10 protein-coding genes are annotated in these 13,128 nt (G+C 73.2%); 7 read left to right on the top strand and 3 right to left on the bottom strand.

The window, feature by feature from the left end; genetic code table 11:
• Window positions 1-84: 84 nt before the first annotated feature.
• The 5 genes from FB455_RS11305 (at window position 85) to serA (ending at window position 8,162) form a co-directional block, all read left to right on the top strand.
• Window positions 85-2,520, top strand: a complete 2,436-nt coding sequence (locus FB455_RS11305; RefSeq protein WP_013284501.1) for a putative bifunctional diguanylate cyclase/phosphodiesterase — start codon at window positions 85-87, stop codon at window positions 2,518-2,520.
• Window positions 2,521-2,700: 180 nt separating this feature from the next.
• On the top strand, window positions 2,701-4,596 hold the full coding sequence (locus FB455_RS11300; RefSeq protein WP_145753241.1) for an acetolactate synthase large subunit: 1,896 nt from the start codon (window positions 2,701-2,703) through the stop codon (window positions 4,594-4,596).
• Window positions 4,597-4,658: 62 nt separating this feature from the next.
• Entirely contained in the window at window positions 4,659-5,174 is a 516-nt protein-coding gene (gene ilvN / locus FB455_RS11295) for an acetolactate synthase small subunit (RefSeq protein WP_013284504.1), read from the top strand.
• 58 nt (window positions 5,175-5,232) lie between these two features.
• Entirely contained in the window at window positions 5,233-6,246 is a 1,014-nt protein-coding gene (ilvC, locus tag FB455_RS11290; RefSeq protein WP_047891854.1) for a ketol-acid reductoisomerase, read from the top strand.
• A 317-nt stretch (window positions 6,247-6,563) separates the two neighbouring features.
• The gene (serA, locus tag FB455_RS11285) at window positions 6,564-8,162 is read left to right on the top strand and encodes a phosphoglycerate dehydrogenase (RefSeq protein WP_013284506.1); all 1,599 of its coding nucleotides are present in this window, start codon (window positions 6,564-6,566) and stop codon (window positions 8,160-8,162) included.
• Between the two features lie 60 nt (window positions 8,163-8,222).
• Here the strand turns inward: serA and FB455_RS11280 are convergent, their stop codons facing one another.
• Both FB455_RS11280 and FB455_RS11275 read right to left on the bottom strand, forming a co-directional pair.
• Complete coding sequence (locus tag FB455_RS11280; protein ID WP_030270079.1) at window positions 8,223-8,576, bottom strand: hypothetical protein; 354 nt, start codon at window positions 8,574-8,576, stop codon at window positions 8,223-8,225.
• 324 nt (window positions 8,577-8,900) lie between these two features.
• Entirely contained in the window at window positions 8,901-9,773 is an 873-nt protein-coding gene (locus FB455_RS11275; RefSeq protein ID WP_145753238.1) for an FAD:protein FMN transferase, read from the bottom strand.
• 218 nt (window positions 9,774-9,991) lie between these two features.
• Here FB455_RS11275 and FB455_RS11270 point away from each other — a divergent pair, with 218 nt between their 5' ends.
• Both FB455_RS11270 and FB455_RS11265 read left to right on the top strand, forming a co-directional pair.
• Window positions 9,992-11,023 (top strand): 3-isopropylmalate dehydrogenase, encoded by a 1,032-nt coding sequence (locus FB455_RS11270; protein WP_013284509.1) that lies wholly within the window; start codon window positions 9,992-9,994, stop codon window positions 11,021-11,023.
• A gap of 188 nt (window positions 11,024-11,211) precedes the next feature.
• Window positions 11,212-12,306, top strand: a complete 1,095-nt coding sequence (locus FB455_RS11265; RefSeq protein WP_114919627.1) for a branched-chain amino acid aminotransferase — start codon at window positions 11,212-11,214, stop codon at window positions 12,304-12,306.
• A 52-nt stretch (window positions 12,307-12,358) separates the two neighbouring features.
• On the opposite strand, the gene FB455_RS11260 is transcribed toward FB455_RS11265, so the two are convergent.
• Window positions 12,359-13,099 carry a tyrosine-protein phosphatase gene (locus tag FB455_RS11260; protein ID WP_114919628.1) on the bottom strand — a complete coding sequence of 247 codons (741 nt, stop codon included), beginning with the start codon at window positions 13,097-13,099 and terminating at the stop codon, window positions 12,359-12,361.
• Between the last annotated feature and the right edge of the window lie 29 nt (window positions 13,100-13,128).

Here is a 13,128-nt window from a genome sequence, read left to right as displayed (position 1 = left end):
GGCGACTCCGCCGCGCGCACCCTGTGTCCCAACAGTTGCACACCCGGTCCCCCACGGGAGGCGCTCATTCGGCAGAGTTGACGCGTGCAGTCGTCCCCGGGGATGGTCACCGTCGCGGTGTTGAGCGGGATCGCCGCGGCCGGTGCCGCCGTGCTGCTCGTCGCGTCGGTGCGGCGTCGCACCGGCCCCCGCCGGCCGGCTCACCTGCTGCTCGCGGTCGCCGCCGGCGCCGCCCTGTTCAGCCTCCTGGTCGGCCTCGGCGGTCTGCTGGCCGCCGGTGACCACTGGGCGCACCGGCAGGGCCAGCGGACCGGATGGGCGGTCCTCGTCGCCGCCGGTACGACGCTCGCCGCGCTCGGCCTCGGCGCCGCCGTCCTGCGGCTGCCCGGCGCGGCCGCGACCCGGGCCGCCACCGCCCGGCTGCTGCTCGACGGCCTGATCATGGGCAGCGCGCTCTGGTTCGTCGGCTGGGTGGCGTTCAGCGAGCCGACCCGGCTGCTCGGCGACGCCACACCCGTCGCCTGCCTGCCGATCGTGCTGGCCACCGTGAGCGCGGCGCTCACCACGGGGCTCACAGTGATCGTCGTGCTGCGGGTCGCGCCGCCGCGCGGATGGCTCACGCTGCTCGCCGCCGGCGCGATAGCGGTGACGGCCGGCGGGCTGGCCGTGTCCGCCGGGCTCTGCCAGGCCGGCCCGGGCATGGTGCTCACCGGCGCGGTGCTGACCGCCGCCGGTCTGCTGGCCACCGCCGTGGCCGGGCGCCGGGCCGACCTGACGCAGCTCGACGTCGACTTCATCCGCCGCGACGGCGAGTACGCCTTCGTGCCGATGTTCGCCATGGCCGCCTCCGCGATCTACCACCTGGTGCAGGGCGGCGGGTTCGACGGGTACGCCATCGTGGCCGGCACGGTCGAGGGGTTCGCCCTGGTGACCCGGCAGTACCTCGCCCTCAACGACGTCCGCGGCTACGCCATCCGGCTGGCCGAGCGGGAGGCGCACTTCCGCGAGCTGGCGCACACCGACCCGCTGACCGGGCTGGCGAACCGGCGCGGGCTGCTGCGTGCCCTGCACCGCAGTGCCGAGGCGGGCGTGCCGTGCGTGCTGCTCGGGCTCGACCTCGACGGCTTCAAGAACGTCAACGACATGCGCGGGCACGACGTCGGCGACGCGGTGCTGATCGAGGTGGGGCGACGGCTGCGGGGCAACCTGCGCCCGGGTGACCTGGCCGCCCGGCTCGGCGGCGACGAGTTCGCGGTGCTGATGCACGGGTCGGCCGACCCCGGCCCGGTCGCGGACCGCCTGCTCGGGGTGCTCGGCCGCCCGTACGAGCAGGGCGACGGGCCGGTCTTCCTGTCGGTGAGCATCGGCGTGGCCGCCGGGCACGGTGAGCAGGACGTCGAGCTGCTGCTGCGCAACGCCGACCTGGCGCTGCGCTACGCCAAGCAGCGGGGCAAGAACCGGATCGAGCGCTACGACGCCACCTACGACCAGTTGCTGAGCCGCCGTACCCGGATGGAGCACGAGCTGCGCGGCGCGATCGAGCGCGACGAGCTGCGGCTGGTCTTCCAGCCGGTGGCCTCGCTGCCGTCGGTGCGGCCGGTCGGCGCGGAGGCGCTGCTGCGCTGGCGGCACCCGGAGCTGGGCAACGTCCGGCCGGACGAGTTCATCCCGCTCGCCGAGGAGTGCGGGATGATCGCCAAGCTCGGCGCGTGGGTGCTGCACCAGGCCTGCTACCAGCTCTCCCGCTGGCTGGCCGACGGGCACGACGTCTGGGTGTCGGTGAACGTGTCGCCGCGCGAGCTGCACGCCCCCGAGTACGTGGTCCAGGTCGCCGACGCGCTGCGCGCGCACCACGTGCCGCCGCAGCGGCTGGTGCTGGAGGTGACCGAGCACGCGGTCGCCACCGACCTGGACGAGCTGATCCGGCGGCTCACCGCGCTGCGGCTGACCGGCGTCCGGATCGCACTCGACGACTTCGGCGCCGGTTACTCGTCGCTCGGCCAGCTCCGGCGGCTGCCGATCGACATCCTGAAGATCGACCACAGCCTGGTCGCCGAGCACGAGCCGGTCCGGCCGGTCGGGCGGGACGGTCCGGCGTTCGCCCCGATGGTCGACATCGTCATGCGCCTGGGGCACCAACTGGGGCTGGAGGTGATCGCCGAGGGCGTCACCAACCCGACCGAGCTGGCCGCGGTGGTGGCCGCCGGGTGCCGGTTCGGCCAGGGCGCGCTGTTCGGCTGGGGCGTACCGGCCGAGCACCTGGAGGCGATGCTGGAGGCGGCCACGGCGCCCGGCAACCGGCACACCGCGATGCCGCCGGTGCCGCCGCCCGCGCCGGCGCGCGCCCCGTCGCCGCTGCTGCCCCGGCTGCGCAACAACCCGCCCGCCCCGCGTCCCTCGATGGAGGGATCTTCGCAGGTGGCGCCGGGCGCGGAGGGGGTCGCGGCGACCGACACGCCCACGTCCGTGAACCAAAATGTGGGATCAGTTGACTCATCGCGTGAGATGCGTCAGGCTTAGCCGCATGTCGTCGAACCGGTCGCCGCGAGTACTTACCTGAGCGCACTCTCCCACCGAGAGTGCGCTGGCCCCGTGCATCCTGCACGTGGGCTTTTTTGTTGCCGTCGGACCATCGCCGGGACCTCCCCGTCCCATCCTGAGAAGCGCGTCACCCACTCACTTCCGAAGGCTTGAACCGCCATGACGAGACCCACGCCAGAGACCCTCGCCCACTCCGCCCGCCGTGCCCGCTCCGGCACCGGCGCGGCCGGTGACTCCGACCCCGCCGCCCGCCCCGGCCGTACCGTCCCGGCGGCCGCCACCACCGAGACGCCCGTACGGGAGCCCGCCACCGCGGAGGTCTCGGGCGCCGGTTCGCTCGTGCGGTCGCTGGAGGCGCTCGGCGTCGACGTGGTCTTCGGCATTCCGGGCGGCGCGATCCTGCCCGCCTACGACCCGCTCTACGACTCCACGGTCCGGCACATCCTGGTCCGCCACGAGCAGGGCGCCGGGCACGCGGCCACCGGCTACGCGCAGGCCACCGGCCGGGTCGGCGTCTGCATCGCCACCTCCGGCCCGGGCGCGACGAACCTGGTGACGCCGATCGCGGACGCGTACATGGACTCGGTCCCGATGGTGGCGATCACCGGGCAGGTGGCCCGGCCGTCGATCGGCACCGACGCCTTCCAGGAGGCGGACATCCAGGGCATCACGCTGCCCATCACCAAGCACAACTTCCTGGTGCAGACCGCCGACGAGATCCCCCGCGTGCTGGCCGAGGCGTTCCACCTGGCCGCGACCGGCCGGCCCGGCCCGGTGCTCGTCGACATCCCGAAGGACGTGCTCCAGGCGCCGGCGACGTTCTCCTGGCCGCCCACGCTCGACCTGCCCGGCTACCGGCCCACGCTGCACCCGCACGGCAAGCAGATCCGCGAGGCGGCCCGGCTGATGACCGCCGCCCGCCGCCCGGTCCTCTACGTCGGCGGCGGCGTGCTCAAGGCCGGCGCCACCGAGGGGCTGCGCAAGCTGGCCGAGCAGACCGGCATCCCGGTGGTCACCACGCTGATGGCGCTGGGCGCGTTCCCCGACTCGCACCGCCAGCACCTGGGCATGCCCGGCATGCACGGCACCGTCGCCGCGGTCTACGGCCTCCAGAAGGCCGACCTGATCGTGGCGCTGGGCGCCCGCTTCGACGACCGGGTGACCGGCAAGCTGGACTCGTTCGCGCCGGACGCGACAGTCGTGCACGCCGACATCGACCCGGCCGAGATCGGCAAGAACCGGCACGCCGACGTCCCGATCGTGGGTGACGCGCGGCACGTGATCGACGAGCTGACCGCCGCCGTCACCGCCGAGCAGGCCGCCCACCCACCGGCCGACCTGACCGACTGGTGGGCCCAGCTCGACGACCTGCGCGAGCGGTACCCGCTGGGCTTCGAGGAGCCGGCCGACGGCACGCTCTCCCCGCAGTACGTGATCAAGCGGCTGGGCGAGATCGCCGGCCCGGACGCGGTCTACGTGGCGGGCGTCGGCCAGCACCAGATGTGGGCCAGCCAGTTCATCTCGTACGAGAAGCCGCACACCTGGCTCAACTCCGGCGGCCTGGGCACCATGGGCTACGCCGTTCCGGCCGCGATGGGCGCGAAGGTCGGCAAGCCGGACACCACCGTGTGGGCGGTCGACGGCGACGGCTGCTTCCAGATGACCAACCAGGAGCTGGCCACCTGCGCGCTGGAGGGCATCCCGATCAAGGTCGCCGTGATCAACAACGGCAACCTCGGCATGGTGCGGCAGTGGCAGACCCTGTTCTACGGGGAGCGCTACTCCAACACCGAGCTGGGCACCCACAAGCACCGCATCCCGGACTTCGTCAAGCTCGCCGAGGCGCTCGGCTGCGTCGGGCTGCGCTGCGAGAACGCCGCCGACGTGGACAAGACCATCGAGGCGGCCATGGCGATCAACGACGCGCCCGTGGTCATCGACTTCGTGGTCGGCAAGGACGCGATGGTCTGGCCGATGGTCGCCGCCGGCACCAGCAACGACGAGATCATGTTCGCGCGGGGCGTGCGTCCCGCTTTCGACGAGGACGAGCTCTAGGTCATGACCGAATGCACCGAGCGCAGCGAGGGCCATGAGGGCATGACGAGGAAGGCACAGCAATGACTATGCACACGCTGTCCGTGCTGGTGGAGAACAAGCCGGGTGTCCTCGCCCGCGTCTCCGGGCTGTTCTCCCGGCGCGGGTTCAACATCGACAGCCTCGCCGTGGGCGAGACCGAGAACCCGGACGTCTCGCGCATCACCATCGTGGTCAACGCCGAGTCCTCGCCGCTGGAGCAGGTGACCAAGCAGCTCAACAAGCTGGTCAACGTACTCAAGATCGTGGAGCTGGATCCGCAGGTGTCGGTGGCGCGGGAGCTGCTGCTGGTCAAGGTCCGCGCGGACCGCGCGGCCCGCGCCCAGGTGCTGGAGACGGTCGGCCTGTTCCGCGCCCGGGTGGTCGACGTCGCGCCGGACACGCTGACCATCGAGGCCACCGGCACGCCGGACAAGCTCGACGCGCTGCTGCGCGACCTGGAGCCGTTCGGCATCAAGGAGATGGTCCAGTCCGGCACCGTGGCGATCGGGCGGGGTTCGCGGGCCATCACCGCCGGCCCGGCCCTGCGCGCCGCCTGATCCGTACCCACAAGTTTTTCGACGGGCCGACGGGCACCGCCGTACGAAAGGGAAGTCAATGAGCGTTGAGGTGTTCTACGACGACGACGCCGACCTGGGCCTGATCCAGGGCCGCAAGGTCGCCGTGATCGGGTACGGCAGCCAGGGCCACGCGCACGCGCTGTCGCTGCGCGACTCCGGCGTCGACGTGGTGATCGGCCTGCCCGCCGGGTCGAAGAGCCGGCCGAAGGCCGAGGAGCAGGGCCTGCGGGTGCTCACGCCCGCCGAGGCGGCGGCCGAGGCCGACGTGATCATGATCCTGGCGCCGGACACCGCCCAGCGTGGTCTCTACGCCGACGCCATCGCGCCGAATCTGGCCGCGGGCAAGGCGCTGTTCTTCGGCCACGGCTTCAACATCCGGTACGGCCTGATCAAGCCCCCGGCCGACGTGGACGTGGCGATGGTCGCCCCGAAGGGCCCCGGTCACCTGGTCCGCCGCCAGTACGTCGACGGCAAGGGCGTGCCCTGCCTGGTCGCGGTCGAGCAGGACGCCAGCGGCAACGCGTTCGGCCTGGCCCTGGCGTACGCCAAGGCGATCGGCGGCACCCGGGCCGGCGCGATCCGGACCACGTTCACCGAGGAGACCGAGACCGACCTGTTCGGCGAGCAGGCGGTGCTGTGCGGTGGCGCGGCGGCGCTGGTGCAGACCGGTTTCGAGGTGCTCACCGAGGCCGGCTACGCGCCCGAGGTGGCCTACTTCGAGTGCCTGCACGAGCTGAAGCTGATCGTCGACCTGATGTACGAGGGCGGCATCGCCCGGATGCGCTACAGCATCTCCGACACCGCCGAGTACGGCGACCTGTCCCGTGGCCCGCGCGTCATCGACTCGCGGGTCAAGGACGAGATGCGCAAGATCCTCGGCGAGATCCAGTCCGGCGAGTTCGCCCGCGAGTGGGTGGCCGAGGACGAGGCCGGCCGGCCGAACTTCGCCAAGTGGCGGGCCGAGGGCGCGGCGCACCCGATCGAGGAGACCGGGCAGAAGCTGCGCGCGATGATGAGCTGGGTCGACCGGCCGATCACCGAGACCGCCTGAGCTTCTCCCTCGTGCGGCCCGCGGCCCGACGCTCTCCCCGGCGTCCGGCCGCGGGCCGCCGTTCGTTCACGTGCTGGGACACGGTGAGTAACGCCTCGTCCCGCACCGCCCCCGGTGAACGGGGGATGACAGGCGTGCGACGGACCTGTGTGAGGGCGCTCACCCCGCAGTCCGCGACCCGGAGAGCGGGCAGGCACCTACCATTCCTTGGTGTGGTGCCCGAGCGCACCCGACGGCCGTGGCACGGATCGGCGCAGGGCGCAGCGCGGCGTCCCGGCGCCCCAGGCCGAACCATTACCGAGCGTCTACGAGGACCGATGAATCCTGTCGTACTGATCGCCGAAGAACTCGCCCCCGCCGCCATCGAGGTGCTCGCGCACGACTTCGACGTGCGCCACGTGGACGGCACCGACCGCCCCGCTCTGCTCTCCGCCCTCTCCGAGGCCGACGCGGTGATCGTACGCAGCGCCACCCAGATCGACGCCGAGGCGATCGCCGCCGCGCCGCGGCTGAAGGTGGTCGCCCGGGCCGGCGTCGGTCTGGACAACGTCGAGGTGCCGGCCGCCACCGCCCGGGGCGTCATGGTCGTCAACGCGCCCACCTCGAACATCGTCTCCGCCGCCGAGCAGGCCGTCGCGCTGCTGCTCGCGGTCGCCCGCAACACCGCCAGCGCCAGCGCCGCGCTCAAGGCGGGGGAGTGGAAGCGGTCCAAGTACACCGGCGTCGAGATCCAGGGCAAGACCGTGGGCGTGGTCGGCCTCGGCCGCATCGGCGTGCTCTTCGCGTCTCGCATCGCCGCGTTCGGCACCCGGCTGATCGCGTACGACCCGTACATCCAGCCGGCCCGCGCCGCGCAGCTCGGCGTCCGCCTGGTCGGGCTGGAGGAGCTGCTGCGGGAGAGCGACTTCATCTCGATCCACCTGCCCAAGACGCCGGAGACGGTCGGCCTGATCGGCGAGAAGGAGCTGGCGATCGTCAAGCCGGGCGTCCGGATCGTCAACGCCGCCCGCGGCGGCCTGGTCGACGAGCAGGCGCTCGCCGACGCGATCGCGGAGGGCCGGGTCGCCGGCGCCGGTGTCGACGTGTACGCCAAGGAGCCGTGCACCTCCTCGCCGCTGTTCGCCTTCGACAACGTGGTGGCCACCCCGCACCTGGGCGCCTCCACCAACGAGGCGCAGGACAAGGCCGGTCTCGCGGTGGCCAAGAGCGTCAAGCTCGCGCTCCAGGGCGAGTTCGTCCCGGACGCGGTGAACGTGCAGGCCGGCGGCGTGGTCGCCGAGGACGTCCGCCCGCTGCTGCCGCTGGCCGAGCGGCTGGGCCGGGCGTTCACCGCCCTGGCCGGCGGGGTGGCCGCCAGCGTCACCGTCGAGGTGCGCGGCGAGATCGCCGCCCACGACGTGTCGGTGCTCAAGCTCGCCGCGACCAAGGGGCTGTTCAGCTCCGTGGTGGAGGAGCAGGTCACCTACGTCAACGCGCCGCATCTGGCCGCCGAGCGGGGCGTCGAGGTCACGCTGGCCACGCCGGGCGAGACCGTCGACCACCCGAACCTGGTGACCGTGCGCGGGGCGCTGCCGGACGGGCGTACCGTCCGCGTCTCCGGCACCGTGGCGCACACCGGCACCCGCGACGTGTTCAAGCTGACCGAGGTGGACGGTTTCGACGTGGAGATCGGCGCGGAGGGCATCCTGGTCTTCCTGCGTTACGCGGACCGGCCCGGCGTGGTCGGCACCGTCGGCACGCTGCTCGGCGAGGCCGGCGTCAACATCGCGGCCATGCAGGTGGCCCGCCGCGAGGCCGGTGGCGAGACGCTGATGACGCTGACCGTCGACCAGGCGCTCGGCGCCGACCTGCTCACCTCCGCCGCCGACTCGATCGGCGCGGTCGCGGCCAGCGCGGCCGACCTGCGCGACGTGTAGTCCGGACAGGACACATCGGGGCCCGGCCGGATCGGCCGGGCCCTTCGTCGTCCCGGTGGGTCAGGAACGGACGCGGGCCGGTGGCGGGTAGACCGAGCCGTCCTGCGCGTCGAAGAGCATCAGGTCGTGCTCGCCGGCCAGCCGCTCGACGTCCAGCAGGACCTGATCGGGGCAGGCCGGGTTCAGGTTCATCTCGATGTGGTCGGCCGCCGTGTGCAGCGGCGCCTCCCACGGCGTACCGGGCCGGGCCGGGCGGTCCGGATAGCTCGCCGTGATCGCCCGGTAGAAGGCGACGAGTCGCGGGTCGGGGTGCTGCTCGCCGTGGCGGCCCTCGCGGCACTGCTGCACGGCCGCCCGCACCTGCTCCGGTGTCGCCCCGTTCGGCAGGGCCCACACGCTCAGATCGAAACTCACGGCGGACAGCGTGCCATCCCGGGCCCGGCCCGTCACCTCTGCCCCACCGTGCGTTCACCGCTGATTGCCGACATCGTTCACCCGGCGTCCGCTGTGGAGACTCTTGCGTCGAGTTGCGTCGATTCGCTAGCGTACCGATGCGGTTTCCGCTGAGTCGATCCCCGGCCCGTCTTCGGGTGGCGCGGTCGGGCGTCCGGCCCCTCGGCCCGCACCCCTCGATTGCGCGAGCCACGCGCACTCGTCGCTGACCGGCCCTCACGGTCGTTGCCGAGACCGTGGGGGCCGATCGCGCTCCCGGCCGGTGTCGTGCGGGCGGACGGCGACTCAGCGCCGGTGGTGCGCGAACAGCGGGCGGTAGTCCGTGTCGTGACGGAACCAGGCCAGCCCGGCCGGTCCGGCGGCGTACAGGGCGGTGGCGTAGGCGTCGGCGACGGCGAGGTTCGGGCCGAGCACGGTGGCGGCCACCAGCCGGTCGGTCGGCTCGCCGGTGTGCGGGTCGACGACGTGCCCGCGCCGGCCGGTGACGCCCGACGTGCCGACCGCGCCCGTTGTCATCTCCAGCACGACAGGTGTCCGGCGGGTGTCGGTGGGGTGGTGCACGGCGACACGCCACGGGCCGCCGTGGGCGGCGTGTCCGCGTACCGTCAGGTCGGCGCCGCTGAGCACGGCGTAGTCGTGGATGCCGGCGGCGCGCAACCGCGCCGCGGCCCGTTCCACCGCCCAGCCGCCGAGCAGGCCGCCCGGGTCGAAGCCGCCCGGCACGGCCCAGGCGTCGAACCAGCCGTCGGTCGCCGCCCGCATCGCGGCGCAGAGGTCGATCAGGTCGGCCAGTGGGGGGTACGAGTCGGGACTGATCTCGTCGCGGCGCAGCCGGGAGACGAGGCTGTCCGGCCGGTTCGGGCCGTAGGTGAGGTCGACGGCGCGCAGCTCGGCGACGGCGTCGCGCAGCGCCTCGCTGACCGCCCGGTGGCCGAACCACTCCGGCGCGTTGAGGAGCATGGTGTAGTCGGCGGTCGAGGTGGTGACGGTGTGGCGGACGCTGATCCGGCCGGACGCCGCGGCACCGGCCCGCTCGACGCGGTGGTTCGTGGCGCCCAGGTGCAGGTCCGGGCGGGTCGGGCGGAACGCGGACTGGTCGACCCAGCGGGTACGTGGCTGCTCGTCCGCCCAGTGGGCCCGCCGGTGCTCGATCCGCATGACACCTGCCCCCTCGGTGGTCGCCGCTACGTCGCGGCGGTGCCGCATTCCGGGCCCCCGTCGACCCGTGGACTCGACCCTAAGCAGTGGAGATGACCGCACCATGAATGTCGGCTGGGAGCCTCCTGTGATTCGCCGTCCCGGATGATGGAAGATTCGTACCGGGGGCCGGGACGGCGACGTACGGTTGCGCCTAACGACGAGACGAGGAGCGCCAGGTGGCACACATCGCGGTGGTGGCCGGCGACGGCATCGGACCCGAGGTGGTCGCGCAGGCCCGCAAGGTCCTCGACGCGGTGGTGCCCGGGATCGAGGCCACCGAGTACGACCTGGGCGCGGCGCGCTATCACCGCACCGGCGAGGTGCTGCCCGACTCCGTCCTCGACGAGCTGGCCGGTCACGACGCCATCCTGCTGGGCGCGGTGGGCGACCCGACCGTGCCGCCGGGTGTGCTGGAGCGCGGTCTGCTGCTGAAGCTCCGGTTCGCCTTCGACCAGTACGTCAACCTGCGCCCGTCCCGGCTCTGGCCCGGCGTGGCCGGTCCGCTCGCGGCGGTCAAGCCCGGCGAGGTCGACCTCGTGGTGGTCCGCGAGGGCACCGAGGGGCTGTACGCGGGCGCCGGCGGCGCGCTGCACCGGGACACCCCGGCCGAGGTGGCCACCGAGGAGAGCCTGAACACCCGGCACGGCGTCGAGCGGGTGATCCGCGACGCGTTCGCCCGCGCCGGCCGCCGGGAGCGGCGCAAGGTCACGCTCGTGCACAAGACGAACGTGCTCACCCACGCCGGGTCGCTCTGGGCGCGCGCCTTCGCCGCGGTGGCCGCCGAGCACCCGGACGTGACCACGGAATACCAGCACATCGACGCCGCAGCGATGTTCCTGGTGACGAACCCGTCCCGGTACGACGTGGTGGTCACCGACAACCTGTTCGGCGACATCCTCACCGACATCGCCGCCGCCGTGACCGGTGGCATCGGGCTCGCGGCCAGCGGCTGCATCAACCCCGAGGGGCGCTACCCGTCGATGTTCGAGCCGGTGCACGGCTCGGCGCCGGACATCGCCGGCCAGGGCGTCGCCGACCCGGTCGCCGCGGTGCTGTCCGCCGCGCTGCTGCTGGACCAGCTCGGCCACGCCGACGCCGCCGCCCGGGTCACCGCCGCGGTCGGCACCGAGCTGGCCGGGCGTACGCCGGGGACGCCGCTGCGAACCGAGGAGGTCGGCGACCGGCTCGCCGCGTACGCCGTAGCCTGACCGGGCCGACCCTGCTGGCGGCCCGGTACCGGGCCGCCAGACCCGTCACCGGGCCCACCCGACCGTCCGGCGCGTCGCATCCGCCGGGGCGGAGCTATCCGCTGAACGACCGTTCGGGGTAAGTTTCTGGCACCAGTGACGTCGGCGTGCGATCCCGCATGCCGTGAACCCGCAGGGAGGTCAGCGCGATGAGCGGTGGTGACATGCTCGATTTCGAGATCCGTCCGAATCCCGCGCCGGTATCCGCCGCCGACCGGGCCGCCCTGCTGGCGAACCCGGGCTTCGGCCGGGTCTTCACCGATCACATGGTCACCATCCGCTACGCCGAGGGCAAGGGCTGGTACGACGCCCGCCTGGAGGCGCGCGCGCCGATCCCGATGGACCCGGCCGCGGCGGTGCTGCACTACGCGCAGGAGATCTTCGAGGGGCTGAAGGCGTACCGCACCGGTGACGCGGTGACGATGTTCCGTCCCGAGGCCAACGCGGCCCGGTTCGCCGCGTCGGCGCGCCGGCTGGCCATGCCGGAGCTGCCGGAGGCGACGTTCGTGGAGTCGCTGCGCCGGCTGGTCGAGGTCGACCAGGCGTGGATTCCCGAGCACGAGGACGCCAGCCTCTACCTGAGGCCGTTCATGTTCGCCAGCGAGGTCTTCCTCGGTGTGCGCCCGGCCAACGAATACCTCTACTGCGTGATCGCCTCGCCGGCCGGTGCGTACTTCGCCGGTGGCGTGAAGCCGGTGACGGTGTGGGTCTCGCCGGACTACACCCGGGCCGCGCCCGGCGGCACCGGCGCGGCCAAGTGCGGCGGCAACTACGCCGCCTCGCTGGCGGCCCAGGCCGAGGCGATCGAGGCGGGCTGCGACCAGGTGGTGTTCCTGGACGCGGTGCAGCGGCGGTACGTCGACGAGCTGGGCGGCATGAACGTCTTCTTCGTCTACGACGACGGCAGCATCGTCACCCCGCCGCTGGGCGGCACGATCCTGCCGGGCATCACCCGCGACGCGATCCTCACCCTCGCCGCCGAGGCCGGGCACGAGGTGCGGGAGGCGCCGGTCGCCTTCGACGACTGGCGGGCCGACGCGGCGAGCGGGCGGCTGCGCGAGGTCTTCGCCTGCGGCACCGCCGCCGTGATCACCCCGATCGGCGGCGTGCGCTTCCCCGACGGCGAGTTCCTCATCGGCGGCGGCGAGCCGGGCCGGGCCACCATGGCGCTGCGGCAGAAGCTCGTCGACATCCAGCGCGGGCGTGCCGCCGACCCGTACGGCTGGGTCACCCGGGTCCTCTGACGGCGCTTCGCGGTGATCGAGGGGTTCGCTCCTCGATCACCGCGAGGCCGGGTCAGTCCAGGAGATGGGTGCGGAGGGACTCCACCTGCGCCTCGGTGACGCCGGCGTGGGTCAGGTAGCCCTCGACGGACCCGTAGCCGGTGCGCAGTTCGGCGAGGAACAGCTCCATCGCCTCGGCCGGCGATTCCAGGAACGGCGGCGGCGGTTCCTCCGCGTCCGGCAGCGTGGCCCGGACCCAGGCGGTGAAGCGCTGCGACGCGGCGGTGCTGAGCGCGTAGTCGGCTACCACGTCCTCGTCGGGCACCCCGAGCACTGCCAGCGTGAGCGCGCAGACGATGCCGGTGCGGTCCTTGCCGGCGACGCAGTGCACCACCACCGGGGCGTTGGCGCTGTCCGCGATCAGCCCGACCGCCTCGGCGAGCCCGGCGGTTCCGGTACGCGCCAGGTCGGCGTACCGGTCGGCCAGGTAGCGGGCCAGGCTGACGCCGGAGGCGTCGAACCGGTTCGCACCCCAGTCGGCGTGCTCGGGGTGGATGTGCCGGTAGGTCAGCCCGTCGTAGTCGGGCACCCGCCCGTCGCGTTCCACCTCGGACGGCCGGCGCAGGTCGATGACGGTACGGATGCCGAGCGCGGTGAACGCGCTCCGGTCGGTCTCGTCGATGCGGTGCAGCGAGTCGGAGCGGTAGAGCCGGCCGCGGCGGACCGTGCGCCCGTCCCGAGCGGCGTATCCGCCGACGTCGCGGAAGTTGAACAGGGCGGGGAAGGGGCTCTGCGGGGCGTCCACATCCGACACGGTAACGGCCGGCGGGGCGTTCGTCCGTC

The organism is Micromonospora sp. CNZ296 (genome assembly GCF_007827635.1).
Note: the sequence above shows the minus strand (reverse complement) of the source record. Positions and strands in the feature narration are given on the sequence as shown.

Bases quoted from the DNA above. Each gene is read 5' to 3' on its own strand.
- FB455_RS11300 (WP_145753241.1), top strand. From the start codon at position 2,701: ATGACGAGACCCACGCCAGAGACCCTCGCCCACTCCGCCCGCCGTGCC.
- ilvN (WP_013284504.1), top strand. From the start codon at position 4,659: ATGACTATGCACACGCTGTCCGTGCTGGTGGAGAACAAGCCGGGTGTC.
- ilvC (WP_047891854.1), top strand. From the start codon at position 5,233: ATGAGCGTTGAGGTGTTCTACGACGACGACGCCGACCTGGGCCTGATC.
- serA (WP_013284506.1), top strand. From the start codon at position 6,564: ATGAATCCTGTCGTACTGATCGCCGAAGAACTCGCCCCCGCCGCCATC.
- FB455_RS11275 (WP_145753238.1), bottom strand. From the start codon at position 9,773: ATGCGGATCGAGCACCGGCGGGCCCACTGGGCGGACGAGCAGCCACGT.
- FB455_RS11265 (WP_114919627.1), top strand. From the start codon at position 11,212: ATGAGCGGTGGTGACATGCTCGATTTCGAGATCCGTCCGAATCCCGCG.